The organism is Pseudomonas sp. 9.1(2019), assembly GCF_009910445.1.
In the GTDB taxonomy this organism is placed as follows: domain Bacteria; phylum Pseudomonadota; class Gammaproteobacteria; order Pseudomonadales; family Pseudomonadaceae; genus Aquipseudomonas; species Aquipseudomonas paraversuta.
The window spans coordinates 192,139-217,508 of sequence record NZ_VBWF01000011.1; the positions used below are offsets into that span (position 1 = coordinate 192,139).

The window sequence follows — 25,370 nt, forward strand, 5'->3', positions numbered from 1 at the left end:
GGGGCACGGGGTTATTTCAGCCAGCGGCGATTACAACATCACCAGCCGATTGGGCAATTGATTGCGCGGATGGGTTTTCGGCACATGCCGCTCCAGCAGTTCGGCACAGGCATCGATGCAGGAAATAAAGCCTTCAGCCGTATGACCCAATGCCACACGGCGCGTGAAATCACTGACGATGCTGCCCCAATCGCTGTCGTCCAGATGTTGCGATATCCCTTCGTCCACCAGAATCTCGACATAGCGCTCGGCTTCGCTGACAAAAATCAGCACGCCGGTGCGGTCCCGGGTGTGATGCAGTTTTTGTTCGAGAAACTGGCGCCGGGCAAGATTGCTCGCGCGCCAATGCCGAATGCGCGGCGGGATCAAGCGGGTGGTGATGGCCGGCAGACGAAAGATCAGGCTGAGGAAGACGAAGCAGGCCCACTGCAACATCAGCAAGCCGTAAATCTGCAGACCGCCGATCAAAAAATGCACCAGAGCGGGTACCACCAGGGCGATGAGGCTGGCCCATAACAAGGGGATATAGCTGTAATCATCCGCGCGCGGCGCCAGCACGGTGACAATTTCGGCGTCGGTACGCTGTTCGGCGCGGGTTACCGCGTCGGCAACCTGCTGTTGTTGCTGTGGGGTAAGTAAAGCCATGAGTGTCGATGCCCGTTAAATAAGTGAATTACCAGCCGCCGGAAGCTCCGCCGCCGCCAAAACTGCCGCCGCCACCCCGAAAGCCGCCACCGCCTGCGCCACCGAAGCCCCCGCCACCGAACCCGCCGGAGCGGGTGCCACCGCCGCCGCCCGAGTTGCAAATGCCGTAAAACTGGCAGACAGCCACGACCACAACGAACAACAGAAATAACAGCAACACCACACCGGGGTGCTCGGTCATCAAGTCACTGCCATCGCCCTGCCCGCTGGCGTAGGCCGGCTCAGGCACGGGATCGCCACCCAACACTTGCAGGATCGCGGCAACACCGTCGCTGATGCCCTGGCTGAAGTTACCGGCTTTAAAGGCCGGGGTAATGATCTGATTAATGATGACCGAGGATTGCGCATCGGTCAGGCGGCCTTCCAGACCGTAGCCGACCTCGATCCGCAGTTTGCGGTCATCACGCGAGACGATCAGCAGGGCGCCGTTGTTTTTATCCTTTTGCCCGATACCCCAGGCCCGGCCCAACTGGTAGCCGAAATCCTCAATGGGAGTCCCTTGCAGATCCGCCACCGTAACCACCACCACTTGCTCGCCGGTGGCTTTTTCGTGGGCTTCCAGTGTTTGCGCCAGTTGCTGGCGTGTGGCGGGGTCGAGCATCTGCCCGTCATCCACCACCCGCCCGCTCAGCGTCGGAAAAGTGAGTGCCTGTGCGGTGGCTATAAATAGCCAAAGCAACAGACCCAAACCCGGTTTTGATACGCGCATCAGCACCTCGGCAGCTTGCCCCCCAGTAAGTGCAGGGTCAGGCGGTGGTTAGAACTTCACTTCCGGGGCTTTGTCGGCATCCGGTGCGGTGGCCTCGAAAGTCGGGCGAATCGGCAAGTCGCTGTACATCACGGCATGCCACAAACGGCCGGGGAAGGTGCGGATTTCGGTGTTGTAACGTTCAACTGCCTGGATGAAGTCGCGACGGGCCACGCTGATGCGGTTTTCCGTGCCTTCAAGTTGCGACTGCAAGGAGAGGAAGTTTTGATTGGACTTGAGGTCCGGATAGCGCTCGGACACCACCATCAGACGGCTCAAGGCTCCGGTCAGCTGGTTCTGTGCATCCTGGAACTGTTTGAGTTTTTCCGGATTGTTCAGGGTGCTGGCATCCACCTGGATCGACGTTGCCTTGGCCCGTGCCTCAATCACCGCGGTGAGGGTCGCCTGCTCTTGCCTGGCCGCACCTTTGACCGTTTCCACCAGGTTGGGGATCAAGTCGGAACGCCGCTGGTATTGGTTCTGCACTTGCGACCAGGCCGCCTTGACCTGCTCGTCCAGGGTCGGAATGGTATTGATCCCGCATCCCGCCAGCAGACTGCTCAACGCCAGCAGCGCGATGACTTTCCAGCCCGAGGACCTAACGCTTTGTAATTCCATGCTTGTGACGCTCCGAAATAACCCGATTGAGTTTATTGACCGCATACCCTGTGGAAAAACTCCCTCACCGTGACTGAATATCTCCCGGCAACACTGGATTGCTGGTAGCTAATCAGCTAAAAGACTGCCTGCCATGTGGGAATACTTACCTTAACGATAGGGTAATTTTTAAGTTAAGTAGTCCTTACATCCCCCACAGAACAATATCGCTTCAAAAGCGCGGGCCATCCCTCGCTTTAAGAGAGCGGCCGCGTAGAAGAATGTCATGAGAAATATGTATTTGCTGGGCCTGGCCCTTAGTCTGGCCAGTCACTCGGTTTTAGCCCAGAACCCGCCGACACCGCTCCCGCCCAAAGATGTGTTTGTGGCTGATCTGCTCAAACAAATGACGGTCGATGAAAAGATCGGCCAACTGCGCCTGATCAGCATCGGCCCGGAAATGCCCCGCGAGATGATTCGCAAGGAAATCGCTGCAGGCCGTATCGGCGGCACTTTCAACTCGATCACCCGCGCCGAAAACCGTCCGATGCAGGATGCCGCTCAACGCAGCCGCCTGAAAATCCCGATGTTTTTTGCCTACGACGTGATTCACGGTCATCGCACCATTTTCCCTATCAGCCTGGCCCTTGCCTCCAGCTGGGACATGGACGCCATCGGCCTGAGCGGCCGGATTGCCGCCAAAGAAGCCAGCGCCGACGGTATTGACCTGACCTTCGCGCCGATGGTCGACATTGCCCGCGACCCGCGCTGGGGGCGCACCTCGGAAGGTTTTGGCGAAGACACCTACCTGGTATCGCGCATTGCCAAAGTCATGGTCCACGCCTATCAGGGAGTTTCACCCGCCCTGCCCGGCAACATCATGGCCAGCGTCAAGCACTTCGCCCTGTATGGCGCAGTGGAAGGCGGCCGGGACTACAACATCGTCGACATGAGCCCGGTGCGCATGTACCAGGATTACTTGCCTCCGTACCGCGCCGCAATTGATGCCGGCGCTGGCGGGGTGATGGTGGCGCTGAACTCGATCAATGGTATCCCGGCCACCGCCAACATGTGGTTGATGCAGGATCTGCTGCGCAAGGACTGGGGCTTCAAAGGGGTCGCCGTCAGCGACCATGGCGCGATCATCGAGCTGATCAGGCACGGCGTCGCCAAGGACGGGCGCGAAGCCGCCAAGCTGGCAATCAAGGCCGGCATCGACATGAGCATGAACGACAAGGTCTATGGCGAAGAATTGCCGGGCTTGCTGAAGTCGGGCGAAGTGCCACAAAGCGATCTGGATAATGCGGTGCGCGAAGTGCTCGGGGCCAAATACGACATGGGTCTGTTTGCCGACCCGTACCTGCGGATCGGCAAGGCCCAGGACGATCCGGCCGATGCCAACGCCGATAGCCGCCTGCACCGGCGCGAAGCCCGCGAAGTGGCGCGCAAGAGTCTGGTCCTGCTGAAGAACCAGGACCAGACCCTGCCACTGAAAAAACAGGCACGCATCGCTCTGGTGGGCCCGCTGGCCAAGGCACCGATCGACATCATGGGCAGCTGGGCGGCCAATGGCCAGCCGGCGCAATCGGTCACCGTGTTTGACGGCATGCGCAACGCACTCGGCCAGCAGGGCACGCTGATTTATGCCCGGGGCGCCAACATCACCGACGACCAGAAAATCGTCGACTATCTGAACTTCCTGAACTTCGACAGCCCGGAAGTGACCAACGACCCGCGCCCGGCCCATGTGATGATTGACGAAGCGGTCAAGGCGGCGCAGCAGGCCGATGTGGTGGTGGCTGTGGTGGGCGAGTCGCGGGGCATGTCCCACGAGTCGTCGAGCCGCACCAGCCTGGACATGCCAGCCAGCCAGCGCGCCCTGATCACCGCCCTCAAGGCCACTGGCAAGCCGTTGGTGCTGGTGCTCATGAATGGCCGGCCGCTGTCGATCGACCTGCAACAGCAGCAGGCCGATGCCGTGCTGGAGACCTGGTTCAGCGGTACTGAAGGCGGCAATGCCATTGCCGATGTCCTGTTCGGCGACTACAACCCCTCCGGCAAGCTGCCCATCACCTTCCCGCGCTCTGTAGGGCAGATTCCGACCTACTACAGCCACCTGAGCATTGGCCGGCCCTTTACCCCGGGCAAGCCGGGCAACTACACCTCGCAGTACTTCGACGAGGCAAACACCCCGCTGTACCCGTTTGGCTATGGCCTGAGCTACACCGATTTCAGCCTGTCGGCCGTCAGCCTGTCCGCCAAAACCCTGAAACCCGGGGCATCACTGACCGCCAGCGTGACCGTGAAAAACACCGGCAAGCGCGATGGCGAAACCGTGGTCCAGCTCTACCTGCATGATGTCGCCGCCTCCATGAGCCGGCCGCTCAAGGAGTTGAAGGACTTCCAGAAAATCATGCTCAAGGCCGGAGAGCAGAAAGTCGTGCAGTTCAACATCGACGAGAACGCGCTGAAGTTCTACAACCCGCAATTGAAATACGTCGCCGAGCCCGGTGAGTTCGAGGTGATGATCGGCCTTGATTCGCAGAACGTGCAGCAAAACAGCTTCCAATTGTTGTAATTTCCCGCATCTGCCGCAAAGGTCAGCCAAGGCCTTTGCGGTGTCTTGAAACACCAATATCCCCTTGACCTTTCCTATCTTTGCACGCGCCTGAAAATGCGTTCGGACAGCGCTGTTTTTTGTGGTAGGGTTCGCGCCCTCAAAATTCAGTCCGGGGCGTTTAATCCGGCAAAATTTGGTGACAAACGGTCTGAAGCCGAGCCCATGGGGCCTACACGGTTTTTTACGCTTTCATACACAAAACACGCAGTGATTCAAGCCAAGATCCTACGTTGCAGAGACTCGGCAAAACGCATATCTTGTATCTATTCGGCCAAACAACCCCACATATAGGGTTTTAGGCCAAAAACCCAACACAACTCAGACGAGAATTTCAAGTCCTTTTCTCGCGCCTGTCGGGTTTGAGTAAACACGCTTTTAAAGTCCAAACCGCGCATGCGGATGGCAGCCGGTTTCCAGCGTAAAAGCCGGAAAGCGGCCCGGGTGTTGCAGTAAAAATACTGTCACCCATCAGGAACAGGATTTGCGCCGGTACGCGCAACGCCAGGACTTCGGCACGGAAGCGGCTTAACCCCCCTTTCTGTACGTCCCGAAGTTGTTATACCCGGCTTGATCGTCGGTTGTAGTGCTTCAGGACGGAACGGTGGGCCCCCAAAAGGTGCCCAAACAAACATAGAGAATGTGGAGACACCCCCCCATGCAAACCGACACAACTCGCGAGAACTCGCAGGGTTCCGATTCAAATCTGGATCTGTCTGCGACCGCGCCAGGCCAATTGCGCGTGATCAAACGTAACGGGACTGTTGTTCCTTACACCGATGACAAGATCACCGTCGCCATCACCAAAGCGTTTCTCGCAGTTGAGGGTGGCAAAGCTGCCGCCTCGTCCCGCATTCACGACACTGTTGCGCGCCTGACTGAACAAGTCACCGCGACCTTCAAGCGTCGCATGCCATCGGGTGGCACCATCCACATCGAAGAAATCCAGGACCAGGTTGAACTGGCCCTGATGCGCGCCGGCGAGCAAAAAGTGGCTCGCGACTACGTGATCTACCGCGATGCCCGCTCCAAGGAGCGTGCTAACCGCGCCCCGGCCGAAGACACTGTCCAGGCTCACCCGTCGATTCGTATCACCCGCGCTGACGGCACGTTCGCACCTCTGGACATGGGCCGCCTGAACACCATCGTCACCGAGGCCTGCGAAGGTCTGGCAGAAGTTGACGGCGACCTGATCCAGCGCGAAACCCTGAAAAACCTCTACGACGGCGTAGCCCTGAGCGACGTCAACACCGCCCTGGTGATGACCGCCCGCACCCTGGTAGAGCGTGAGCCAAACTACTCCTTCGTAACCGCTCGCCTGCTGATGGACACCCTGCGTGCCGAAGGCTTGAGCTTCCTAGAAGTGGCAGAAAGCGCGACTCACCACGAGATGGCCGATCTGTACGCCAAAGCCCTGCCGGCCTACATCGCCAAAGGTATCGAGTTCGATTTGCTGAACCCGGTGCTGGCGACCTTTGACCTGGAAAAACTGGGCAAGGCGATCAACCACGAGCGCGATCAGCAGTTCACCTACCTGGGCCTGCAAACCCTGTACGACCGTTACTTCATCCACAAGGATGGCGTGCGTTTCGAACTGCCGCAGATCTTCTTCATGCGCGTGGCCATGGGCCTGGCAATCGAAGAGAAGCAAAAAGAAGACCGTGCCATCGAGTTCTACAACCTGTTGTCGTCCTTCGACTACATGGCTTCGACTCCGACCCTGTTCAACGCCGGCACCCAGCGTCCACAGCTGTCCAGCTGCTACCTGACCACAGTTCCGGACGACCTGTCGGGCATCTACCACGCGATCCACGACAACGCCATGCTGTCCAAATTCGCCGGTGGCCTGGGCAACGACTGGACTCCGGTACGTGCACTGGGTTCATGGATCAAGGGCACCAACGGCAAATCCCAGGGCGTGGTCCCGTTCCTCAAAGTAGTGAACGACACCGCCGTAGCCGTTAACCAGGGTGGCAAGCGCAAAGGCGCTGTCTGTGCCTACCTGGAAACCTGGCACATGGACATCGAAGAGTTCATCGAGCTGCGCAAGAACACCGGTGATGACCGTCGTCGTACCCACGACATGAACACCGCCAACTGGATCCCTGACCTGTTCATGAAGCGCGTCTTCGATGACGGCCCGTGGACCCTGTTCTCGCCATCCGAAGTACCGGACCTGCACGACCTGACCGGCAAGGCCTTCGAAGAGCGTTACGAGTACTACGAAGCCCTGTCCCAGTACCCGGGCAAGATCAAGCTGTTCAAGACCATTCAGGCCAAAGACCTGTGGCGCAAGATGCTGTCCATGCTGTTTGAAACCGGCCACCCGTGGCTGACCTTCAAAGACCCGTGCAACCTGCGCAGCCCGCAGCAGCACGTGGGCGTGGTCCACAGCTCGAACCTGTGCACCGAGATCACCCTGAACACCAACAAGGACGAAATCGCGGTCTGCAACCTGGGCTCGATCAACCTGCCGAACCACATCAAGGACGGCAAGCTCGATACCGACAAGCTCAAGCGCACCATCGATGTAGCCGTACGCATGCTCGATAACGTAATCGACATCAACTACTACTCGGTGCCACAGGCCCGCAACTCGAACTTCAAGCACCGTCCGGTCGGCCTGGGGATCATGGGCTTCCAGGACGCGCTGTACCTGCAGCACATTCCATACGCCTCGCAAGCGGCCGTGGAATTTGCCGACAAGTCGATGGAAGCGGTCAGCTACTACGCGATCCAGGCGTCCTGCGACCTGGCAGACGAGCGTGGCGCTTACGAGACGTTCCAGGGTTCGCTGTGGTCCAAAGGCGTACTGCCACTGGACTCGCAACAGATCCTGATCGAACAGCGCGGCCAGAAGTACATCGACGTTGACCTGAACGAATCCCTGGATTGGGCACCGGTTCGCGCCCGTGTTCAGAGAGGCATCCGTAACTCCAACATCATGGCCATCGCACCGACCGCCACCATCGCCAACATCACTGGCGTATCGCAGTCGATCGAACCGACTTACCAGAACCTGTACGTGAAATCGAACCTCTCGGGCGAATTCACCGTGATCAACCCGTACCTGGTTCGCGACCTCAAGGCCCGCGACCTGTGGGACTCGGTCATGATCAACGACCTGAAGTACTACGACGGTTCCGTGCAGCAGATCGAACGCATCCCGCAAGAGCTTAAAGAGCTGTATGCCACTGCGTTCGAAGTCGACACCAAGTGGATCGTTGACGCCGCCAGCCGTCGTCAGAAGTGGATCGACCAGGCTCAGTCGCTCAACCTGTACATCGCCGGCGCTTCGGGCAAGAAGCTGGACGTGACCTACCGCATGGCCTGGTACCGTGGTCTGAAAACCACTTACTACCTCCGTGCCCTGGCCGCGACCAGCACCGAGAAGTCCACCGTCAACACCGGCAAGCTCAACGCGGTGTCCAACGGCAACAACAGCGAAGACGTGGTTGCCGCGCCTGCCGGTCCTGCACCGGTGCCAAAGGCTTGCGCCATTGACGAGCCGGATTGCGAAGCTTGCCAATAAGCTGAGCCGTCAGACGGCTTGACCGCCTGACCGAAACCCCCGTTAAACCCTGGTAACAGTTGGGTTTAACGGGGGTTTTTTTATGGGCAACACACCCGCGTCCAGCGCTGGCAAGCCGGCTCCCACAAGGAGGTCACCAGCCCGTTGTCGGAGCCGGCGATTGGCCATAAGCACCCACAACGGTGCATCAGCGCTACAAAATGAATCACTCTGCACACCTCTGCCCGCCAATCCCCTTCAAATATGTTCAACCTGAACACCGACCTCTATGCCCTCTGCCCGCTTTTTTCTGTTTTGACATCTGGCCCGAAACAGGCCCGCTTATTGCTCTAGCCCCAGGGTGCCACTGACCACGGCCCTACCCATTCGAGGCGGAGAAATACAACATGAGTGCACCCGGCGAATTTCCTTTAAGCGAAGCCCCGCGTTCTGCACGCAAGGGGCTGCTATCGATTTCCATGGTGTTGTTCAGCTTCACGTTCTTTACCGGCACCATGTTCGCCGGCGGCAAACTGGGCATGGCGTTCAACTTCGTCGACATGCTGTGGATTGCGGCCATCGGTAACAGCCTGCTGGCCCTGTATGCCGCCGCACTGGCGCTGATTGCCGCCCGCAGCGGCCTGAATACGGTATTGATGGGGCGTTTTTGCTTTGGCGAGGCCGGCAGCCGTCTCTCGGACTTTCTGCTGGGTTTTGCCGAGCTGGGCTGGTTCGCCTGGGGCACGGCCACCGTGGCCATCGTACTGGTGAAAATGCTCGGCCTGGCTGAAGGCTTCACCTGGCCGCTGATGGTGTTTTTCGGGCTGGGTTTCAGCATCACCGCGATTATCGGCTACAGAGGGCTGGACGTGCTGTCGCGGGTCTCGGTGCCGCTGATGTTTGTCCTGTTGATCGTGTCCATGTACATCGCCACCCGCCATGTCGGCGGCTTCAAGGGCCTGGCAGCGGTAATCCCCCACGAAGCAATGACCTTCTCGGCCGCCATCACCATGGTCTTCGGCACGTTCGCCAGCGGCGCGACCCAAGCCACCAACTGGACCCGGCTATCGCGCACCGGGCGGATTGCCGTCATCGCCAGCGTGGTCAGTTTTCTGCTGGGCAATGGCCTGATGATAGTGGCCGGCGCATGGTGCGCCATGGTCTATCAACAGGCCGACATCGTCAGCGTGATGATGCTCCAGGGCCTGTCGTTCGCCGCGGTAGTCATGCTGTGCCTGAACCTTTGGACGATCCAGGGCCCGACCATCTACAACGTGTCGGCGGCAGCCTGCCATCTGGTGCGCAGCGAACGGCGCCGCACCATGACCCTGATCGCCGCTGCCGTCGGCGTGGTGCTGGCCATTGGCGGCATGTATGAAATGCTGATCCCGTTTCTGGTGCTGCTGGGCTCAATCATCCCGCCCATCGGGGGCGTGATCATGGCCGACTTCTGGTATCGCCATCACGGCAAATACCCGACGCTGGCCAGTGTGAAACTGCCGCGCTACAACGTCCCGGGCCTGACCGCATACGCCTTCGGCGCACTGCTGGCCTACTGCTCACCGTGGATTGCGCCACTGGTTGGAATTGCCGCATCCGCCGCGTGCTACATCCTGCTGCTGGAAATCAGCCGCCGGCGTGCCGTGCTGCCCGTCGTGCAGGAGGACATTTGAGCCTCACGGTTGCAGAAATTCTGGGGCTGGCCGGCCTGGAAGAAATGACCCTGCGCGCCGGTGCCTGCAACCTGCAACGCAACGTGCGCTGGCCCTACGTGGCCGAGAACGAAGGCCTGAGGCAATGGGTCATGGGCGGCGAACTGGTGTTCGTCACCGGCATCAACCATCCCCGGGACGAGGCCAACTTGCTGCGCCTGGTGCACGAAGGCGACGCCAGCGGCATTGCCGGGCTGGTGATCCTGACCGGAGATGCCTTTATTCAGCGTATTCCGGACTCGGTCATAGCACTGTGCGAGGAGTACGGTCTGGTGCTGATCGAACAGCCGTACTTGCTGAAGATGGTTATTGTCACGCACCTGATCGGCACGGCGCTGGTACAAATGGGCCAGACCAAGCGTTCACGCCACGACATTCTGGCGCAGTTGCTCAGCGGCGATTATCCGAGCCTGGCCACTGCCCGCCAGCGTGCGGCGCACTTGAAACTGCCTCTGGACGGCCCGCGACGCCTGGTGGCAATGCGGCTGTCGGCGGTCAGCGTGCTGTTCGACAACCATGCCCCGGATGCCGCAGAACGGTTATTGCAACAAACGCGACAGGCCGTACAGGATCATCTGGATATCTGGGCCCGTGCCCTGCCCCGCGCGCTGCCGGTCATCGTCCAGGGGGATCTGTTCATTCTGCTGCTGAACGAGGGCGAAACCATTCGCGCCGAACTGGGCTGCCTGTATCGCGACTTGCATGCCATGATCGGTGACATGGCGCTGTTCATGGGGGTGGCGAGCAAGGCAGAGGATTGCGGGCACTACCATCAGGCGCTGAACGAAGCGCGCCAGGCCCTGGATGTTGCAGAAAATCTGCGCCCGGCCAGCGGTTTCTGTGATTTCAGTGAGCTGGGGGTGCTGCGCCTGTTGCAGGCCATTGGCGAACGCTCGGTGATCGAGGCATTCGTGCAGCAGACCCTGGGTTCCATGATCGAGCCCCGGCGCAAGCAACCCCACAGCCTGCTTGAAACCCTGGACGCCCTGCTCCAGGAAAACGGCAATGCCCTGCAGGCGGCCCGGCGTTTGAACATTCACCGAAACACCATCAACCAACGGATACAACGCATCGAGCAACACAGCGGACAATCGCTCGATGACCCACTTTTCAGAATGAATGCTTCGGTTGCCCTCCTCGTGTGGCGCATGACCGAAGCCCAACGACAGGACCAAGCATGAACATCATCAATGCCACGCTACGTAAAACTCCAGGCCTGTATACGGTCAGCTGCGAGGGCGAGCGCATTAGCGCCATAACCCTGCAGTGCGCCAGTGTGATGGCGCAGGCGGGCGATATCGACGCTCAAGGCCAATTGCTGATCGCGCCCCTGGTGGAACCGCATATCCACCTGGATGCCGCCCTCACGGCGGGCCAGCCCGAGTGGAACCTGAGCGGCACGCTGTTCGAAGGCATCGAACGCTGGGCGCAGCGCAAGGAAACCATCACCCATGAAGACACCAAACAGCGCGCCCACACCACCATCCGCATGCTGGCCGAGCATGGCATTCAGCATGTGCGTACCCATGTCGACGTCACCGACCCGACGCTGGCTGCCCTCAAGGCGATGATCGAGGTCCGTGAAGAAGCCCGGGGGCTGATCGACCTGCAAATCGTCGCCTTCCCCCAGGAAGGAATCGAGTCCTACGCCGGCGGCCGTGAGTTGATGATCCGTGCAGTGGAGATGGGCGCCGATGTGGTCGGCGGCATTCCGCACTTTGAAAACACCCGCGAGCAAGGCGTCAGCTCGATCAAGTTTCTGATGGACCTGGCTGAGCGCAGCGGTTGCCTGGTGGACGTGCACTGCGACGAAACCGACGACCCGCACTCGCGCTTTCTTGAAGTGCTGGCCGAAGAGGCCCGGGTCCGCGGTATGGGCAGCCGGGTAACCGCCAGCCATACCACGGCCATGGGTTCCTACGACAATGCCTATTGCTCGAAACTGTTTCGCCTGCTCAAGGCTTCGGGGATCAATTTCGTTTCGTGCCCGACCGAAAGCATTCACTTGCAAGGGCGCTTTGACAGTTTTCCAAAACGCCGCGGCGTGACCCGCGTGGCCGAACTGGACCGCGCCGGGATGAACGTGTGCCTGGGCCAGGACTCGATCAAGGACCCCTGGTATCCGCTGGGTAACGGCAACATTCTGCGGGTGCTGGATGCGGGTTTGCACATCTGCCACATGATGGGCTTCGAAGACCTGGCACGTTGCCTGGACCTGGTCACCGACAACAGTGCCCGCACCCTCAACCTTGGCGAGGGTTATGGCATCGCCGTCGGCCGGCCGGCGAACCTGGTGATACTGGACGCCGACAGTGATTACGAAGCAGTACGCCGTCAGGCCAAGGCCCGGGTCTCGATCCGTGCCGGCAAGGTGCTGATGACCCGCGTACCGGAGCGGGTTGAATTCAACAGACCCTGAAGCCAGCGGTACAAACGACGCGAAACAGCTGCAACACCGCACCGCTGCAATCGCCAGCAGGCTGGCTCTCACAATCAGTAGCAAGCCCCCTGCTTCAACAACAAAAAGCCCCGGCATTGGCGTGCCGGGGCTTTTTGTCGTGCTGCCCGCTATCAGGTCATCTGGATAATGGTCTGCATGATGGTGCTTTGGGTCGAGATGGTCTTGGCGTTGGCCTGGTAGTTGCTCTGCGCCTTGATCAGGTCCACCAGTTCACTGGTCAGGTTGACGTTGGAGTCTTCCAGCGAGTTGGACTGGATCGCGCCCAGGCTGCCGACCTTCGGCGCATCGTAGCCGGCCAGGCCCGAAGCGAAAGTCTCTTTCCAGGCAGTACCGCCCGCCGGCTGCAGGCCTTGTTCGTTGGTGAAGCTGGCCAGCGAGATCTGGCCAATGGCACGGCTCTGGTTGTTGCTGAAGTTGGCGAACATCACGCCTGAACCGTCGATGGTCAGGTTGTTGATCTGGCCGGTAGCGTAGCCGTCCTGGGTTGGCGGGTTGCGCGAGGTGTCGGTGTTGTACTGGGTGGTACTGGCCATGTTGATGCCAAAGCCGTCATCTTTGGCCTTGGCGCCGTTGGACACCCATGCACCATTGACGGTTGCGCCAGGCATCCAGTCCGCGACAGTCAAAGTGCTGCTGATGATGTCCGGGCCTCCGGCAACCGGGTTCGGCGTCGTGACGCTGACCAGGGCACCGGTCGAATCGAAACTCATGGTCGAGGCCACCGGATCTTTGGCGCCGGCGCCGCTGACCGGGCTGCCATCAGGGTTGCGGCCGTCGATCAGGGTGTAGGTCTTCCAGGTGTTGGAACCGGTCTTCACCATGTACTGATCCATCGGGTGCGGGTTGCCCTGGGTATCGTAGACGGTGGTGTTGAATTTTTTGCTGTAGCTGGCGGTCTCGCCCGGGTCGAACTTGTTCGCGACCTGATCAATAGTGTCGGCATTGGAGTTCAGGTTGATCGTGGACTCCACCGAACCGGTCGGCTTGGGCGCCAGGTTGGAAGTATCGATACGCAGGTCGGTCAAGGTGCCGTTGACGATATTGCCGTTGGCATCCACGCCATAGCCCTGCAAGCGCGACGTGCCGTCTGTGCTGGTCACGTAACCGTCCTTGTCGGACTTGAAGGTCCCGGCGCGGGTGTAGCTCAGGGAGCCATTGTCACTGAGCACGAAGAAGCCGCTGCCGGAGATGCCCATGTCCAGCAGGTTGCCGGTGTTATTGATCGCCCCCTGGCCAAAGTTTTGCGAGACCGCCGCCAGGTTGACGCCGCTGCCGACCGTCTTGCTGCCGATCCCCAGCTTGCTGGCCGAGTAGATATCGGCGAACTCGGCACGGGACGCCTTGAAGCCGGTGGTGGCGACGTTGGCGATGTTGTTGCCGGTAACGTCAAGTTGCTTGTTGGCCGCATACAGGCCGCTAAGGCCGATATTGAATGACATGTGTCTCTCCTTGGGTCGGCTTAGAGGCCAATGGTCTGGACTTTGGATATGCCAATGCTGCCCAGGCCTGCGAGGTTGAGCATGATTTCACCGCCGGTCTTGCTCAGGGTCACGCTGTTGACCGTGGCTGGCAGGTAGGTGGTGAGCGCGGTAGTGGTCGTGTCGGTTTTACTGGATGCGGTAAAGGTGTAGTTACCCTTGTCCAGCAACAGGCCGTCGTCATCCTTGCCGTCCCAGGTGAAGTCGACATTGCCGGCTTTCTGGGTGCCCATGTCGATGGTCCTGACCACCTCACCGTCCGCATCGGTAATAGTGATGGTGGGTTTGGAATCGGCATCCTTGACCACCACGGTGCCGTTAAACGGCTTGCCGCTGGCGGGGTCGACATAGGCTTCGCCGGTTTGCACTATCACCGAACGGCCCACCAGCGACGACGCCTGCAAGGCTTGCGACGACTGCAGGCCACCCGTGATGGAATTCACCGAATCGTTCAGGGTGGTGATGCCCTCCAGGCTGCTGAACTGCGCCAGCTGGGCAACGAACGCCGTGTTGTCCTGCGGGTCCAGCGGGTTCTGGTTTTTCAGCTGGGTGACCAGCAATTGCAGGAATGCATCCTTGCCCAGGGAGCTACTGCCGGCAACGGCCTTGGACGCCCCGCCCAGGCTGGTGTCGGTGGTCGTGGTCCGGGCCGAGTTGGCGAGTACCTGATTAAGGGTCGGGCCGCTGGTGGAATCGGTCACACTCATTTGCGTCGTCCCTTATCACTGACCGAGGGTCAGGACCTTCTGCATCATGGTTTTGGCGGTGTTCATCATTTCCGCGTTGGTCTGGAACGAACGGCTGGCAGAAATCATGTCAGCCATTTCTTCAACCACATTGACGTTGGGGTAGTACACGTAGCCCTTGGCGTCGGCAGAAGGATGGCTGGGCTCGTAACGGGCCTGGAGCTCGCTCTGGTCCTCGACCACACCCAGCACCTGCACGCCTTTGCCGGCACCGTCCTGGTTCTGGAACAGTGAACCGTCGGTGCCGTTTTGCGCGCCCTGAAACATGGTGGCAAACACCGGGTGCCGCGCGCGATAAGTCTGGTCGATGCTCGACGACACGGTATCGGCGTTGGCGATGTTACTGGCGACGGTGTTCAGGCGCGTGGTCTGCGCGCTCATGCCACTACCGGCGATATTGAAAACACTGGCTAGAGACATGAATTACTCCCCGCGCAGGGCTGACATCAGCCCTTTGAATTTGCTGTTGAGCAAAGTGAAGCTGGCCTGGAAGTTGACCGCATTCTCTGCGTAGTTCGACTGTTCCAGCTGTGCATCCACCGTGTTCTGGTCAATCGACGGTTGCATCGGCACCCGGTACTGCAGGGACTCGTCGCCACTGCTCAGGCCCTGGGCTTCGATGTGCCGGCCGTTGGTCTTGTTCAACGCAAACGTGCCGTTCTGGTTTTTGTCACTTTGTGCGGCGAGCACGGAGGCAAAATCCAGGTCCCGAGCCTTGTAGTTCGGGGTATCGGCATTGGCGATATTGTTCGCCAGCACTTCGGCCCGCTGTGCGCGGAAGCCCAGGGCCTGTTCGTGGATACCGAGCGCTTTATCGAAGCTGATGCTCATGTCGGGAAACCTTTGTGGGCTGACCTGAACGCAATTCAGGCTTTATATGACATGAACTGAGCAAACCCCGTGCCAATTACCTAAGGCCCATATTTCAGGGCTTTGCAGGGAGATGGGGCGCGGCAATGTCATAAAAGCGGCAATGCCTGACCGCTGACTGCCGTTTTTCTGCCGCCCCCTCCCTGCTCCTGCAGGGAAAGATTGGCAGGCATAAAAAAGGAGCCGTACAAGGGCTCCCGTTTTGCTTACTTGGCCTGGTAAATGATCCCCGGGCTGCATTGCACCATCTGGTAATGATCCGGCAAGCCATTAAGCGCTTCGGAGGCCCCCAAAAACAGGTAGCCGCCCGGCTTCAAGGTGCTGTGAATGCGCAGCAAGATGTCTCTCTTCACTTCAGCCGAAAAATAGATCAGCACGTTGCGACAAAACACGATGTCGAACTTGCCAAACCCGGCGTAGCTGTCCAGCAGGTTGAAGGAGCGGAACTCGACCCGGCTCTTGATTGCCGCTTTGAGCACCCAGCGCCCGGGCCCTTTGGGGTCGAAATAGCGCTGCAAGCGCTCTTGCGACAGACCGCGACCAATCGCCAGGTTGTCGTATTCGCCGGTTCTGCAGGTATTGAGCATCAAGCTGGAGAGGTCGGTGGCCACAATTTGCACCCCGGCTTTCAACTGTCCCGGATTGCTGCGCTCAAACTCGTCAATCGCCATCGACAGCGAGTAGGGTTCCTGCCCCGAAGAGCACGCCGCCGACCAGATACGCAGACGCTGACCGGGACTGGCCTTGATCTGCTCGGGCAGGACTTTGTTCTTCAGTACTTCATAGGGGTAGGTATCGCGAAACCACAGGGTTTCGTTGGTGGTCATGGCATCGACCACCTGCTCGCGCAACCCGCTGCGGGGCTGGCTCTGAATGCGCTGAATCAGCTCGCCCAGGGACTTGATCCCTTGCTGCTCCATCAGCTTGTTGAGACGACTGGAGACCAGGTACTGCTTGTTCTCACCCAGCAAAATGCCACAGGCTTTTTCCAGGAAAACCCGGAACTGTTGAAAATCCAAATTAGCCGTCGACAAATGATCGCGCCTCTTAAATCGTTTTGACCGCCAGGGATGAACCCTGGCTATGGTCTGCTGCTTTGATCCGGTCTACTACCCGGGATGCCAGGTCATCGGGGCGAAACTTGGCCAGGAAGTCATCGGCACCGACTTTCTTGACCATCGCCTGATTAAATACACCGGACAATGAAGTATGCAGAATGATGTGCAAATTTTTCATGCGTGGATCGTTACGAATCTCGGCGGTCAGGGTATAGCCGTCCATTTCCGGCATCTCGATATCCGAAATCATCATCAGAAGCTCTTCGGCCGGGTCCTTGCCCTCACCCGCCATGTTGCGCAGGTAGTCCAGCGCCTGACGGCCGTCGTTCAGCGATATCACCTCGACCCCGACCGTTTGCAGGCAACGGGCAACCTGTTTACGCGCCACCGACGAATCATCGACCGTCAGCACCCGCAAAGACAGCGCTCTGGCTTGGGTTTCGACATCTATCACCCCCTGGGAAATGGTTTCCGGCGAAGGCGAAACTTCAGCCAGAACCTTTTCCACATCGATGATTTCCACCAGTTGCTCGTCCAGTCGCGTCACAGCCGTCAAGTAATGGTCGCGACCGGCACCCTTGGGTGGCGGATGAATGTCTTCCCAGTTCATGTTGACGATACGCTCGACCGAACGAACCAAAAAGCCCTGAGTCTTGGTGTTGTACTCGGTGATGATGACAAACGGGCTGCTTTGATCTTGCAGGGGACCCGACCCGGTGGCCATTGCCAGATCGAGAATCGGGATGGTCGCCCCGCGAATATTCGCCACTCCACATACCACTGGATGGGATTTGGGGATCATTGTCAGCTTGGGGCATTGCAGCACTTCCCTGACTTTGAACACGTTGATCCCGTACAGCTGTGGCCCGTCCAGACGAAACAACAACAGTTCAAGGCGGTTTTGCCCTACCAGTTGAGTGCGCTGGTTAACCGCATCCATCACCCCGGCCATACTCAGCTCCTGTTAAAACTTTAAGTTACGACACACATTGCCCGGCAAACGGCACGGGCTTTGCTATTTATCTGCCATGAACGCTAAAACGACAAAATCCTGCCACGTGCCGCGCTGCTGTTTCAGCCTGCTTGCGGCCTTGTGCCTGACGGTTATCGGCATGCCGTCCCACGCCGATGAATTCACATCGCCTGATCAGCTTATCGGCGTGACCCAGGGCTTTCTTGAATTTACCGTCGAAGACTACCTTGCCACTGGTCAGATCGAGGGCCGCTATCAAATCCAGGTCAACAACCTCGACCCCCGGCTGCGCCTGGCCTGGTGTGACAAGGAATTGACAGCCAGCCTCGAGAGCCCGGCCCAACCCATGGGCCGCGTCATTGTGCGCGTACGCTGTGAAGGGCACTCACCCTGGACCATCTTTGTTCCGGCACAGGTCAAACTGTTCCGCGATGTCGTCACCGTGACCCACCCCCTGCAGCGCGGCATGGTCATCGACTACGCCGATGTCACCCTGCGCGAGCGCGATATCAGCCTGATCAAACAGGGCTACCTGACCGCGACCGAGCTGGCAGTGGGGCAAAAGCTGCTGCGGCCCATGGTCACTGATCAGGTGCTGACCCTCACCCATCTGGAACAGGCTGCGGCCGTGCGTAAAGGCGATCACGTGGTGATCAGCGCACGTAGCGGCACATTAAGTGTCAAGATGCCCGGCGAGGCCCTGTCTGATGGTGGCCTCAGCGAACAGATCCGGGTTAAAAACCTGAACTCCAAGCGCGTCATCCGGGCACGGATTACCGCACCGGGCCAGGTTGAAGTAGCACTCTAGGAAAGTTGGCATCAGTTTCGCGACTTTCCTACACTGTGCCTTGACGCAGGTCAGTACCGACAAGCAGTCAGCCATGATTAATCGCGCCTAAAGTTTTCCCGGATTTGGCCGAAAACATGGCAAGCGTCCAAATACCCAGAGGTTTTTCGTCATGGTCATCGACTTTAGCCGTCTCAACAGTGCCCCGCCCTTAAACGGCAGTACCCGCAGCAATGCCAACCAGGAAGCGGGTAGCGCCACGCAAGCGGCCCCTGCAAAAAAACCTGAACAAACCAGTGTCAGCGCCCCAAGCGGTGAATCTGTGCACCTCAGTCAAGAAGCTCAACAGTTGCAGAAAATCAGTGACTCGTTGCGTGACCAACCGGTGGTCGATAAAAATCGGGTTGCCGAATTGAAGCAAGCCATTGCCGATGGCAGTTATAAAGTCGACAGCAATCGGGTTGCCGGCAAACTGCTGAATATAGAAGCTGAGCGCTAGGCCCACGGCCAGTGCCAGGCTTTTGGACGCTTAACACCCATGAGCCCGACATGCACAACATCCACGATGAAAATTTGCTGCAACTGATCAATGACGATCTGGCACCGGCCGAGCAACTGCTCGGCCTGTTGCAGGACGAGTCCATTGCCCTCAAAAGCCGCGACATGCGGGTGCTGGAAAACATTCTGGCGCGTAAACAGTCGCTGATCATCCTGCTTGAACAGCATGGCCGCCGACGCAGCGAGATACTGGCAAGCCTGGGCTTGACCACCAACCGCCGCGGCCTCGAAAGCCTTGCCAGCCACTCCAGCGTGGGCGAGCAATTACTGACACAGAGCGATCTGCTGAACCAGTTGCTGGCCCGGTGCCAGGCAGCCAACCTGCTAAACGGCCAATCGATCCAGACGCAACAGGCGATCACCGCCAATCAGTTGCGCATCCTGCACGGCGGCGAAGCGCCTTCGCTGTATGACGCCCGCGGCTCGACCTCAATGCTGGATAAACCCCGCGCTTACAGCCAGGCCTGAACCTGCACGGTCACGCTATCTAGACACGCAACACAATGGCAAAATGCCACCCCCTGCGTGTTGCTGTTTATTGTCCGGAGACCGCTGAACCGTGTTCGATTCCCAAGATGCTCCGCAGCCACCCAAGGTGCTTTCCACACCTTTGGAAGTGGCCTCCAGCCTGCGCATGCTGCAAGAGAGCCATGACCCGCTGATTATTACGTTCCAGGACCGCAGCCAGCGCTTCCAGAGCTATGTGGTCGAAGTGGATCGTGAGGGCAACTCCATGGCCCTGGACGAAATGATCCCCCGTGACGGCGAGCGTTTTCTTCAGGACGGCGTACCGTTTCGGGTTGAAGGTTTCCATGAAGGCGTACGCATCGCCTGGGAATGCACCAGCCGCCTGACCATTGACGACGCCCATGACCACCGCTGCTACCGCACCGCCCTGCCGGGCGAAGTGCTGTACCACCAGCGGCGCAACGCATTTCGCGCGGCACTCAAACTGGCCAATCTGGTGAATGTCGAAGTGGCGGGCGAAAAGCTCAAGGCGCCGCTCAAGGGCAAGCTGCTTGATGTATCGGCCACGGGCTGCAAATTGCGCTTCGAAGGCAATATCGGCGAGAGCATGCAGCTGGGCCAGGTGTATGAGCGCTTCAGTGCCGCCCTGCCCTTCGGCGCCATGACCACGGCCGTGGAGTTGCGCTACCTGCATTTTGAAGAGCGCCTCAACGTCACCTTTGCCGGCCTGCGGTTTCACAACATCAGCGGGGCTGTGCAGCGTCAGGTCGAGCGTTTTGTCTATCAACTGCAGCGCGAAGCGCGCCAGTTCGATAAAGACGACTACTGATAAGCCTGTAAAAAAGAAATAAACCTGTAGGAGCGAGCTTTTGCTCTCTCGTTGAAGAGCTCGCGAGCAAGCTCGCTCCTACAGTCAGTTCGCTCCTACAGTCAGTTTGCTCCTGCCTTCAGGGCTCAGGCCTGGTTTCAGGTTCTGAATGCCCGGTTTCAGGATCAGGTTCAGGCTCCGGTGCGATGTTGTCCACCATCTGATCCTGCACCACCTGCTCATCCACCCGCGGGTCAAGCGCTGCCACCAGCGGTGAGCTGGACATGCTGTCAGGCATGGCAACGTGATGCAGAGGCGCATCGTCGACCTGGTGCAGGTTGGTGACCGCATTCGGCCGTATGCGCCAAACCAGCAGTAACCCCGCAACGCTGAAAAACGCGTAGAGCATATGGCTGCCAAACAGTTTCATCAGCACCCCGGTCACCAGAGGGCCGATGCTCGCGCCAATGCCGTAGGTCACCAGCAGCATGGCGGTCAGCGAAACCCGGCGCTCGCCTTCAATGTGGTCGTTGGCAAACGCCACAGCCAGCGGGTAAATACAGAACTGCACCAGCGCACTCAGGCAACCTGCTGCAAACAACACTTGCAGCGGCACTGAAGGCAGGATTGCCAGCGGCAATGAAACCACCGCCAGGATCAAGGCAAAGATCCGGATCAGCAAAGGCCGGTCATAACGGTCCGACAGCCAGCCCAGCGGCCACTGCACCAGCAGGCCGGCGAAAATGCAGCAGCCCATATACAGGCCGACCAGTTCGGTGGACAGCCCTTGCTGCGACGCATACAGCGGCGCCAGGCCGTAAAAGGAGCCGACCAGCGAGCCGGCGCCCAGTACCGCAATCAATGACTGCGGTACCCGTTTCATAAAAAATTTCGGGTCCATCGGTGCCGGGTGCAGCGGCGCCGGGTGAATCCGCCGGGTCATGGCCACGGGCACCAGGCACAGGGCAAAACACAACGCCACCAGCATCAGCAATTCAGGGCCAAGGGCCGGATGAATCACCAGTACCAGCTGGCCGAGTACCAGACCCAGGTAGGAAGCGATCATGTACAGACTGAACACCACCCCACGCTGCTTGGCATCAGCCTGCTCGTTGAGCCAGCTTTCGATGACCATGTACTGGCACATCATGCCCAGACCGACGATCACCCGCAGCAGCAACCATATCGGCAACCAGTCCGTCAGGCCGTGGCACAGTACTGCTGCCCCGACGATACCGGCGCAGGTGGCATAGGCCCGGATATGACCGACACGGGCAATCAGCCGGTGACCGATCTTGCCGCCCAGCACCAGACCAAAATAGTTGGCCGCCATCAATGCGCCGATCCACAAGCCGTCGACATCGTCGGCAGCCAGGCGCAGGGCAAGATAGGTGCTCAAAAGCCCCGAGCCGATCAACATCATCAGCGAAGCAAAATACAGGGCGCGAAAAGACTTCCAGATTTGGTGCATGGCGTTCCGTGCAGCTCCGTGTGCGGGCCGCCGGCAATCCTTCGATAGCCGGCGGCCACAGTGTCAAACGCTCATGCCAAGTGGCAGGCGCTTGAACGATTAAGCCTGAGCCGCCAATACACGACGCTCCCAGGGGGTGATTTCATCATAGAAGCTGGTGAGTTCCAGGGTCTTGGACGCAATGTAACCTTCGATGAACTCCTTACCGAACAGTTCAATCGCCAAGTGACTGCGTTTGAGACGCTCAAGGGCGGCATGCAAGGTACATGGCAGGGACAAAGAATCCGGCACTTCGAATTCACCCTGGATCGCAGCCGTCGGCTCCAGCTCGTTTTCAATCCCGTACAGGCCCGCCGCAAGGCTCGCGGCAATCGCCAGATAGGGGTTGGCGTCTGCCCCCGGCAAGCGGTTTTCGACCCGCCGGGCGACCGGTGAACTGGCCGGAATCCGCAACCCTGCGGCACGGTTGTCATGGGACCAGCAGGCATTGTTCGGCGATGCATAAGGGTGGCACAGGCGCTGATAGGAGTTGACGTTCGGCGCAAACAGCGCCGTAAAGTCGGCCATGCCCGCCTGTTGTCCGCCGATAAAATGACGGAAGGTCGCGGTCGGCTGCCCCGCATCATCGCTGAACACATTACGTCCGCTGCCCAGTTCCACCACACTTTGGTGAATATGCATCGAGCTGCCGGCCGTGTGCGCCAGGGGCTTGGCCATGCACACCACGGTCAGGCCATGTTTGAGTGCGACTTCTTTAAGCAGGTGCTTGAACAAAAAGGTCTGGTCGGCCAGCAGCAGCGGATCGCCATGCAGCAGGTTGATCTCGAACTGGCTGACGCCCATTTCGTGCATGAAGGTGTCACGGGGCAAGCCCAGTGCCGCCATGCACTCATAGACTTCATTGAAGAACGGCCGCAGACCGTTATTGGAACTGATGCTGAACGCCGAAAAACCGTCTTCGCGACGACCGTCCAGGCCCACCGGCGGACGGAACGGCTGGGTCGGATCGGGGTTGGGCGCGAACACAAAGAACTCAAGTTCTGTCGCCACCACCGGCGCCAGGCCGCGAGCGGCATAACGGGCGATGACCGCCTTCAACTGGCCACGGGTCGACAAACGCGAGCTTTCACCGCTGAATTCATCCGCGTCGCAAATGGCCAGCGCCCGGGGTTGCTGGCTCCAGGGCAAGGGATAGATGTGGGCCGGGTCAGGCACCAGTGCCAGATCGCCATCATCGCTGCCGTAAAAGCGCGCCTCGGGATAACCGCCCATGATGCATTGCAGCAACACCCCCCGGGCCATTTGCAAACGCCGCCCTTCGAGGAACCCCGCTGCAGTCATTACCTTGCCCCGGGGAACGCCGTTCAAATCGGCAGTCACACATTCAATCTCGTCAATGCCGGTCAATCGCTGTGCGAGAGAGCGCTGGTCATCGGTCGTCATGACACTTTCCTTGTTGTGGTACGGGCCGCGAACGGCAATCCGTACAAAATACGCACCACCCGTTCGGGATTTCAAGCAGTCGCCGAACAATTCCTGGAATACCCTCGTAGTCGCTGCCGAGGAACGAGGGCTGCGATAAGGGCCCCAGGCCTTCAGATGTTCAGCTCGCTGAATCTGCCCTCGCAGTCTTTGTTCCTTGGCAGCGACGACGTAGAGCGTGATAGCGCGAAAAAACGCCGATACCTATGCAACGGCAACACAAGCCATTAGGGTGGCGATTCTATTTTTCTTCGCAGTGCCCGGCATGCCTAAAGACGACACTCACTTGATCACCGCCCACGACGTCGCGCGCCATGCCGGAGTCTCCCGCTCAGCGGTTTCACGCACCTTCACCCCGGGCGCCAGCGTGTCGCCGCTTACCCGCGACAAGGTCATGGCTGCGGCCCGGGCCCTGGGTTACCAGGTCAATCTGATCGCCCGCACCATGAACAAGGGCTACAGCAATTTCGTCGGCGTGGTCACCGCAGGTTTTGAAAGCCCGTTTCGGGCCAGCCTGCTCAGTCCGATCACCGAGGCGCTGAACAAACAGGGGTTGATGCCACTGTTGATGAACGCCGATGACCCGCGGCAACTCGAACAGTCACTGCACGAACTGCTCAGCTACCAGATTGCCGGGGTGATTCTGACCTCGGCATCACCGCCGCTGTCGGTGGTTCAGCATTACCTGAAACACCAGATCCCGGTGGCCATGATCAACCGCGGACACGAACTGGAAGGCGCCGAGGTAATCGGCAGCGACAACCGCGGCGGCGGCCGCCTGGCAGCGGCCACCCTGCTCGCGGGTGGCGCCAGACGCCTGGCCTTCATCGGCCAGGGGCAAAACAACTTCAGTAGCCGCGAACGCTGGGAAGGCTTTCGCGACCGGCTCGCCGAAGCGGGCCTGAGCCCGGTCGCGGTTCTGGATGCAGCGCCCAGCTATGACGGCGGACTTGGCGCCGTACAACAATTGTTCAGCGGCCGCGAGCGACCGGACGCCCTGTTCTGTGCCACCGACATGCTGGCCCTGGGCGCGCTGGACGGGCTGCGTTACAAGTTGCAGTTATCGGTGCCGAACGACGTGCAAGTCATAGGTTTCGACGATATTCCCCAGGCTGCGCACCTGGCCTACAACCTCACCACCCTGCGCCAGAACAGCAGTGAACTGGCAAAAAGCGCGGTAGCCGCAATTGTCGCCCGTCGCAAAAATTTTCAGCACTGTGGCCTGCACGGCTCTATTGCGGTGTCTCTGGTTCGTCGCGGCAGCACAGTGGAATAATTGTTTTATTTTTATGTTGAATTGAATTTTTGTTTCGTGTTGTATTAGCCCCAACAGTGAATCGCCCCCTGCCCGCCCCAAGGCAAAAAGGTCCATTCACTTTTTTTAAACAGCAGATTGCACACGTGTGCAATCCAAGGAAAAAAAGCATGCCGGCAACCCTCACTGCTCATCTGGACCTCGACCCAAACCAGCCGCTGGCCCTCGAACATCGCTACCTGCAAGCCCAGCGCATCGCCGTACAGGCGGCGCAGCTGGGGCTTGAATACTATCGCCAGCGCGAAACCCTGGAAGTCGCGCACAAGGACGGTGTTGGCCAGGACGTGGTCAGCATGGCCGACCGCGAACTGGAAGATTTCATCAAGGGGCAATTGGCCCAACACTTCCCCGAAGATGGCTTTCTCGGCGAAGAAACCGGCGGCAGCGATTTGCAGGCACGCTGCATCTGGGTGGTCGACCCGATTGATGGCACCAGCTGCTTCGTCAACGGCCTGCACACCTGGTGTGTGTCCATCGGCTTGCTGGTGGATGGCGTGCCCAGCCTGGGCGCCGTGGCCGACGCCAACCACGACGAACTATTCCATGCCTGCAAAGGCCTGGGCGCCTACGTCAACCAGACCCCCATCGTGGTCAACCCGGCTGTCGATCTGACCCTGGGCGTAACCGGAGTCGGTACCTCCCATCGACGGGGCAAGGAACACTTTCTGCCATTCATCAAACAGCTGCTGGATGAAGGCGGAATGTTCATTCGTAATGGTTCGGGTGCATTAATGATCGCCTACGTCGCCGCCGGGCGCCTGCTCGGTTACTACGAAACCCATATCAACAGCTGGGATTGCCTTGCCGGTCTGGTACTGGTCAGCGAAGCCGGCGGTCAATGCAGTGACTTTTTAAAGGACCGGGGCCTGATCGAAGGCAACCCGCTACTGGTGGCCGCGCCTCAGCTGTACCCGGCACTGGCCCGTATGATCGGGCCTTCTCTGAACAGCTGACTGCTGTGGCAGCGGACTCAACCCGGCAGGTCAGATCAATCAGGCTGCACCG

Annotated in this window: 22 protein-coding genes; 11 read left to right on the forward strand and 11 right to left on the reverse strand. The window is 59.3% G+C overall.

Features of this window, described 5'->3' with window-relative positions; translation table 11 throughout:
• Positions 1-30: 30 nt before the first annotated feature.
• Genes FEZ21_RS19805 through FEZ21_RS19815 form a run of 3 tightly spaced genes read right to left on the reverse strand, consistent with a single transcriptional unit; the run spans position 31 to position 2,071 of the window.
• A complete protein-coding gene (locus FEZ21_RS19805; RefSeq protein WP_003441098.1) occupies positions 31-645 on the reverse strand; it encodes a TPM domain-containing protein in 615 nt (204 codons plus the stop codon).
• A 28-nt stretch (positions 646-673) separates the two neighbouring features.
• Positions 674-1,414, reverse strand: a complete 741-nt coding sequence (locus FEZ21_RS22790) for a YgcG family protein (protein WP_003441095.1) — start codon at positions 1,412-1,414, stop codon at positions 674-676.
• A gap of 48 nt (positions 1,415-1,462) precedes the next feature.
• A complete protein-coding gene (locus FEZ21_RS19815) occupies positions 1,463-2,071 on the reverse strand; it encodes a LemA family protein (RefSeq protein ID WP_003441093.1) in 609 nt (202 codons plus the stop codon).
• A gap of 265 nt (positions 2,072-2,336) precedes the next feature.
• Between FEZ21_RS19815 and bglX the strand changes: the two genes are divergently transcribed.
• The 5 genes from bglX to codA all read left to right on the forward strand — a co-directional run bounded on the left by bglX (position 2,337) and on the right by codA (position 12,309).
• Complete coding sequence (gene bglX / locus FEZ21_RS19820) at positions 2,337-4,628, forward strand: beta-glucosidase BglX (RefSeq protein ID WP_010655873.1); 2,292 nt, start codon at positions 2,337-2,339, stop codon at positions 4,626-4,628.
• A gap of 697 nt (positions 4,629-5,325) precedes the next feature.
• Complete coding sequence (locus tag FEZ21_RS19825; RefSeq protein ID WP_003441086.1) at positions 5,326-8,199, forward strand: ribonucleoside-diphosphate reductase subunit alpha; 2,874 nt, start codon at positions 5,326-5,328, stop codon at positions 8,197-8,199.
• Between the two features lie 386 nt (positions 8,200-8,585).
• Positions 8,586-9,851, forward strand: coding sequence for a cytosine permease (codB, locus tag FEZ21_RS19830; protein WP_003441082.1), 1,266 nt, complete (start codon positions 8,586-8,588; stop codon positions 9,849-9,851).
• Positions 9,848-11,071: a PucR family transcriptional regulator gene (locus FEZ21_RS19835; RefSeq protein ID WP_010655875.1), complete on the forward strand. Its 1,224-nt coding sequence runs from the start codon at positions 9,848-9,850 to the stop codon at positions 11,069-11,071. Before codB ends, FEZ21_RS19835 begins: the two co-directional genes overlap by 4 nt.
• On the forward strand, positions 11,068-12,309 hold the full coding sequence (gene codA / locus FEZ21_RS19840; RefSeq protein ID WP_010655876.1) for a cytosine deaminase: 1,242 nt from the start codon (positions 11,068-11,070) through the stop codon (positions 12,307-12,309). The genes FEZ21_RS19835 and codA overlap by 4 nt, the downstream gene beginning before the upstream one ends.
• Positions 12,310-12,461: 152 nt before the next feature.
• On the opposite strand, the gene flgE is transcribed toward codA, so the two are convergent.
• The 6 genes from flgE to FEZ21_RS19870 all read right to left on the reverse strand — a co-directional run bounded on the left by flgE (position 12,462) and on the right by FEZ21_RS19870 (position 17,455).
• Complete coding sequence (gene flgE, locus FEZ21_RS19845) at positions 12,462-13,790, reverse strand: flagellar hook protein FlgE (protein WP_160628276.1); 1,329 nt, start codon at positions 13,788-13,790, stop codon at positions 12,462-12,464.
• Between the two features lie 20 nt (positions 13,791-13,810).
• Positions 13,811-14,536, reverse strand: coding sequence for a flagellar hook assembly protein FlgD (gene flgD / locus FEZ21_RS19850; protein ID WP_003441059.1), 726 nt, complete (start codon positions 14,534-14,536; stop codon positions 13,811-13,813).
• 15 nt (positions 14,537-14,551) lie between these two features.
• Positions 14,552-14,995 (reverse strand): flagellar basal body rod protein FlgC, encoded by a 444-nt coding sequence (gene flgC, locus FEZ21_RS19855; RefSeq protein WP_003441056.1) that lies wholly within the window; start codon positions 14,993-14,995, stop codon positions 14,552-14,554.
• A gap of 3 nt (positions 14,996-14,998) precedes the next feature.
• A complete protein-coding gene (gene flgB / locus FEZ21_RS19860) occupies positions 14,999-15,406 on the reverse strand; it encodes a flagellar basal body rod protein FlgB (RefSeq protein WP_003441054.1) in 408 nt (135 codons plus the stop codon).
• 245 nt (positions 15,407-15,651) lie between these two features.
• Complete coding sequence (cheR, locus tag FEZ21_RS19865; RefSeq protein WP_003441051.1) at positions 15,652-16,479, reverse strand: protein-glutamate O-methyltransferase CheR; 828 nt, start codon at positions 16,477-16,479, stop codon at positions 15,652-15,654.
• A gap of 13 nt (positions 16,480-16,492) precedes the next feature.
• Positions 16,493-17,455: a chemotaxis protein CheV gene (locus FEZ21_RS19870; RefSeq protein ID WP_127196593.1), complete on the reverse strand. Its 963-nt coding sequence runs from the start codon at positions 17,453-17,455 to the stop codon at positions 16,493-16,495.
• Positions 17,456-17,615: 160 nt separating this feature from the next.
• Between FEZ21_RS19870 and flgA the strand changes: the two genes are divergently transcribed.
• From flgA to FEZ21_RS19890, 4 genes are all read left to right on the forward strand, one after another.
• Positions 17,616-18,284 carry a flagellar basal body P-ring formation chaperone FlgA gene (flgA, locus tag FEZ21_RS19875; protein ID WP_232286843.1) on the forward strand — a complete coding sequence of 223 codons (669 nt, stop codon included), beginning with the start codon at positions 17,616-17,618 and terminating at the stop codon, positions 18,282-18,284.
• Positions 18,285-18,435: 151 nt separating this feature from the next.
• Positions 18,436-18,762: a flagellar biosynthesis anti-sigma factor FlgM gene (flgM, locus tag FEZ21_RS19880; RefSeq protein ID WP_127196594.1), complete on the forward strand. Its 327-nt coding sequence runs from the start codon at positions 18,436-18,438 to the stop codon at positions 18,760-18,762.
• A 59-nt stretch (positions 18,763-18,821) separates the two neighbouring features.
• Positions 18,822-19,289 carry a flagella synthesis protein FlgN gene (locus tag FEZ21_RS19885; RefSeq protein ID WP_029612370.1) on the forward strand — a complete coding sequence of 156 codons (468 nt, stop codon included), beginning with the start codon at positions 18,822-18,824 and terminating at the stop codon, positions 19,287-19,289.
• A gap of 91 nt (positions 19,290-19,380) precedes the next feature.
• Positions 19,381-20,118, forward strand: coding sequence for a flagellar brake protein (locus FEZ21_RS19890; protein ID WP_010655880.1), 738 nt, complete (start codon positions 19,381-19,383; stop codon positions 20,116-20,118).
• A gap of 118 nt (positions 20,119-20,236) precedes the next feature.
• Here the strand turns inward: FEZ21_RS19890 and FEZ21_RS19895 are convergent, their stop codons facing one another.
• Both FEZ21_RS19895 and FEZ21_RS19900 read right to left on the reverse strand, forming a co-directional pair.
• Positions 20,237-21,568, reverse strand: coding sequence for an MFS transporter (locus FEZ21_RS19895; RefSeq protein WP_127196595.1), 1,332 nt, complete (start codon positions 21,566-21,568; stop codon positions 20,237-20,239).
• Positions 21,569-21,667: 99 nt separating this feature from the next.
• Positions 21,668-22,909 carry a glutamine synthetase family protein gene (locus tag FEZ21_RS19900; RefSeq protein ID WP_178092392.1) on the reverse strand — a complete coding sequence of 414 codons (1,242 nt, stop codon included), beginning with the start codon at positions 22,907-22,909 and terminating at the stop codon, positions 21,668-21,670.
• Between the two features lie 406 nt (positions 22,910-23,315).
• Between FEZ21_RS19900 and FEZ21_RS19905 the strand changes: the two genes are divergently transcribed.
• Positions 23,316-24,326: a LacI family DNA-binding transcriptional regulator gene (locus FEZ21_RS19905; protein WP_010655882.1), complete on the forward strand. Its 1,011-nt coding sequence runs from the start codon at positions 23,316-23,318 to the stop codon at positions 24,324-24,326.
• A gap of 149 nt (positions 24,327-24,475) precedes the next feature.
• Complete coding sequence (locus tag FEZ21_RS19910) at positions 24,476-25,318, forward strand: inositol monophosphatase (protein ID WP_003440998.1); 843 nt, start codon at positions 24,476-24,478, stop codon at positions 25,316-25,318.
• Positions 25,319-25,370: the final 52 nt, after the last annotated feature.

Excerpts from the sequence above, each read along its gene's own strand:
- flgE (WP_160628276.1), bottom strand. The coding sequence starts at position 13,790 with ATGTCATTCAATATCGGCCTTAGCGGCCTGTATGCGGCCAACAAGCAA.
- flgA (WP_232286843.1), top strand. The coding sequence starts at position 17,616 with ATGCCGTCCCACGCCGATGAATTCACATCGCCTGATCAGCTTATCGGC.
- FEZ21_RS19805 (WP_003441098.1), bottom strand. The coding sequence starts at position 645 with ATGGCTTTACTTACCCCACAGCAACAACAGCAGGTTGCCGACGCGGTA.
- FEZ21_RS19815 (WP_003441093.1), bottom strand. The coding sequence starts at position 2,071 with ATGGAATTACAAAGCGTTAGGTCCTCGGGCTGGAAAGTCATCGCGCTG.
- FEZ21_RS19825 (WP_003441086.1), top strand. The coding sequence starts at position 5,326 with ATGCAAACCGACACAACTCGCGAGAACTCGCAGGGTTCCGATTCAAAT.
- FEZ21_RS19900 (WP_178092392.1), bottom strand. The coding sequence starts at position 22,909 with ATGACTGCAGCGGGGTTCCTCGAAGGGCGGCGTTTGCAAATGGCCCGG.
- FEZ21_RS19870 (WP_127196593.1), bottom strand. The coding sequence starts at position 17,455 with ATGGCCGGGGTGATGGATGCGGTTAACCAGCGCACTCAACTGGTAGGG.
- FEZ21_RS19905 (WP_010655882.1), top strand. The coding sequence starts at position 23,316 with ATGCCTAAAGACGACACTCACTTGATCACCGCCCACGACGTCGCGCGC.
- codB (WP_003441082.1), top strand. The coding sequence starts at position 8,586 with ATGAGTGCACCCGGCGAATTTCCTTTAAGCGAAGCCCCGCGTTCTGCA.
- flgB (WP_003441054.1), bottom strand. The coding sequence starts at position 15,406 with ATGAGCATCAGCTTCGATAAAGCGCTCGGTATCCACGAACAGGCCCTG.
- flgD (WP_003441059.1), bottom strand. The coding sequence starts at position 14,536 with ATGAGTGTGACCGATTCCACCAGCGGCCCGACCCTTAATCAGGTACTC.
- flgC (WP_003441056.1), bottom strand. The coding sequence starts at position 14,995 with ATGTCTCTAGCCAGTGTTTTCAATATCGCCGGTAGTGGCATGAGCGCG.
- bglX (WP_010655873.1), top strand. The coding sequence starts at position 2,337 with ATGAGAAATATGTATTTGCTGGGCCTGGCCCTTAGTCTGGCCAGTCAC.
- FEZ21_RS19910 (WP_003440998.1), top strand. The coding sequence starts at position 24,476 with ATGCCGGCAACCCTCACTGCTCATCTGGACCTCGACCCAAACCAGCCG.
- FEZ21_RS22790 (WP_003441095.1), bottom strand. The coding sequence starts at position 1,414 with ATGCGCGTATCAAAACCGGGTTTGGGTCTGTTGCTTTGGCTATTTATA.
- codA (WP_010655876.1), top strand. The coding sequence starts at position 11,068 with ATGAACATCATCAATGCCACGCTACGTAAAACTCCAGGCCTGTATACG.
- FEZ21_RS19895 (WP_127196595.1), bottom strand. The coding sequence starts at position 21,568 with ATGCACCAAATCTGGAAGTCTTTTCGCGCCCTGTATTTTGCTTCGCTG.
- flgM (WP_127196594.1), top strand. The coding sequence starts at position 18,436 with ATGGTCATCGACTTTAGCCGTCTCAACAGTGCCCCGCCCTTAAACGGC.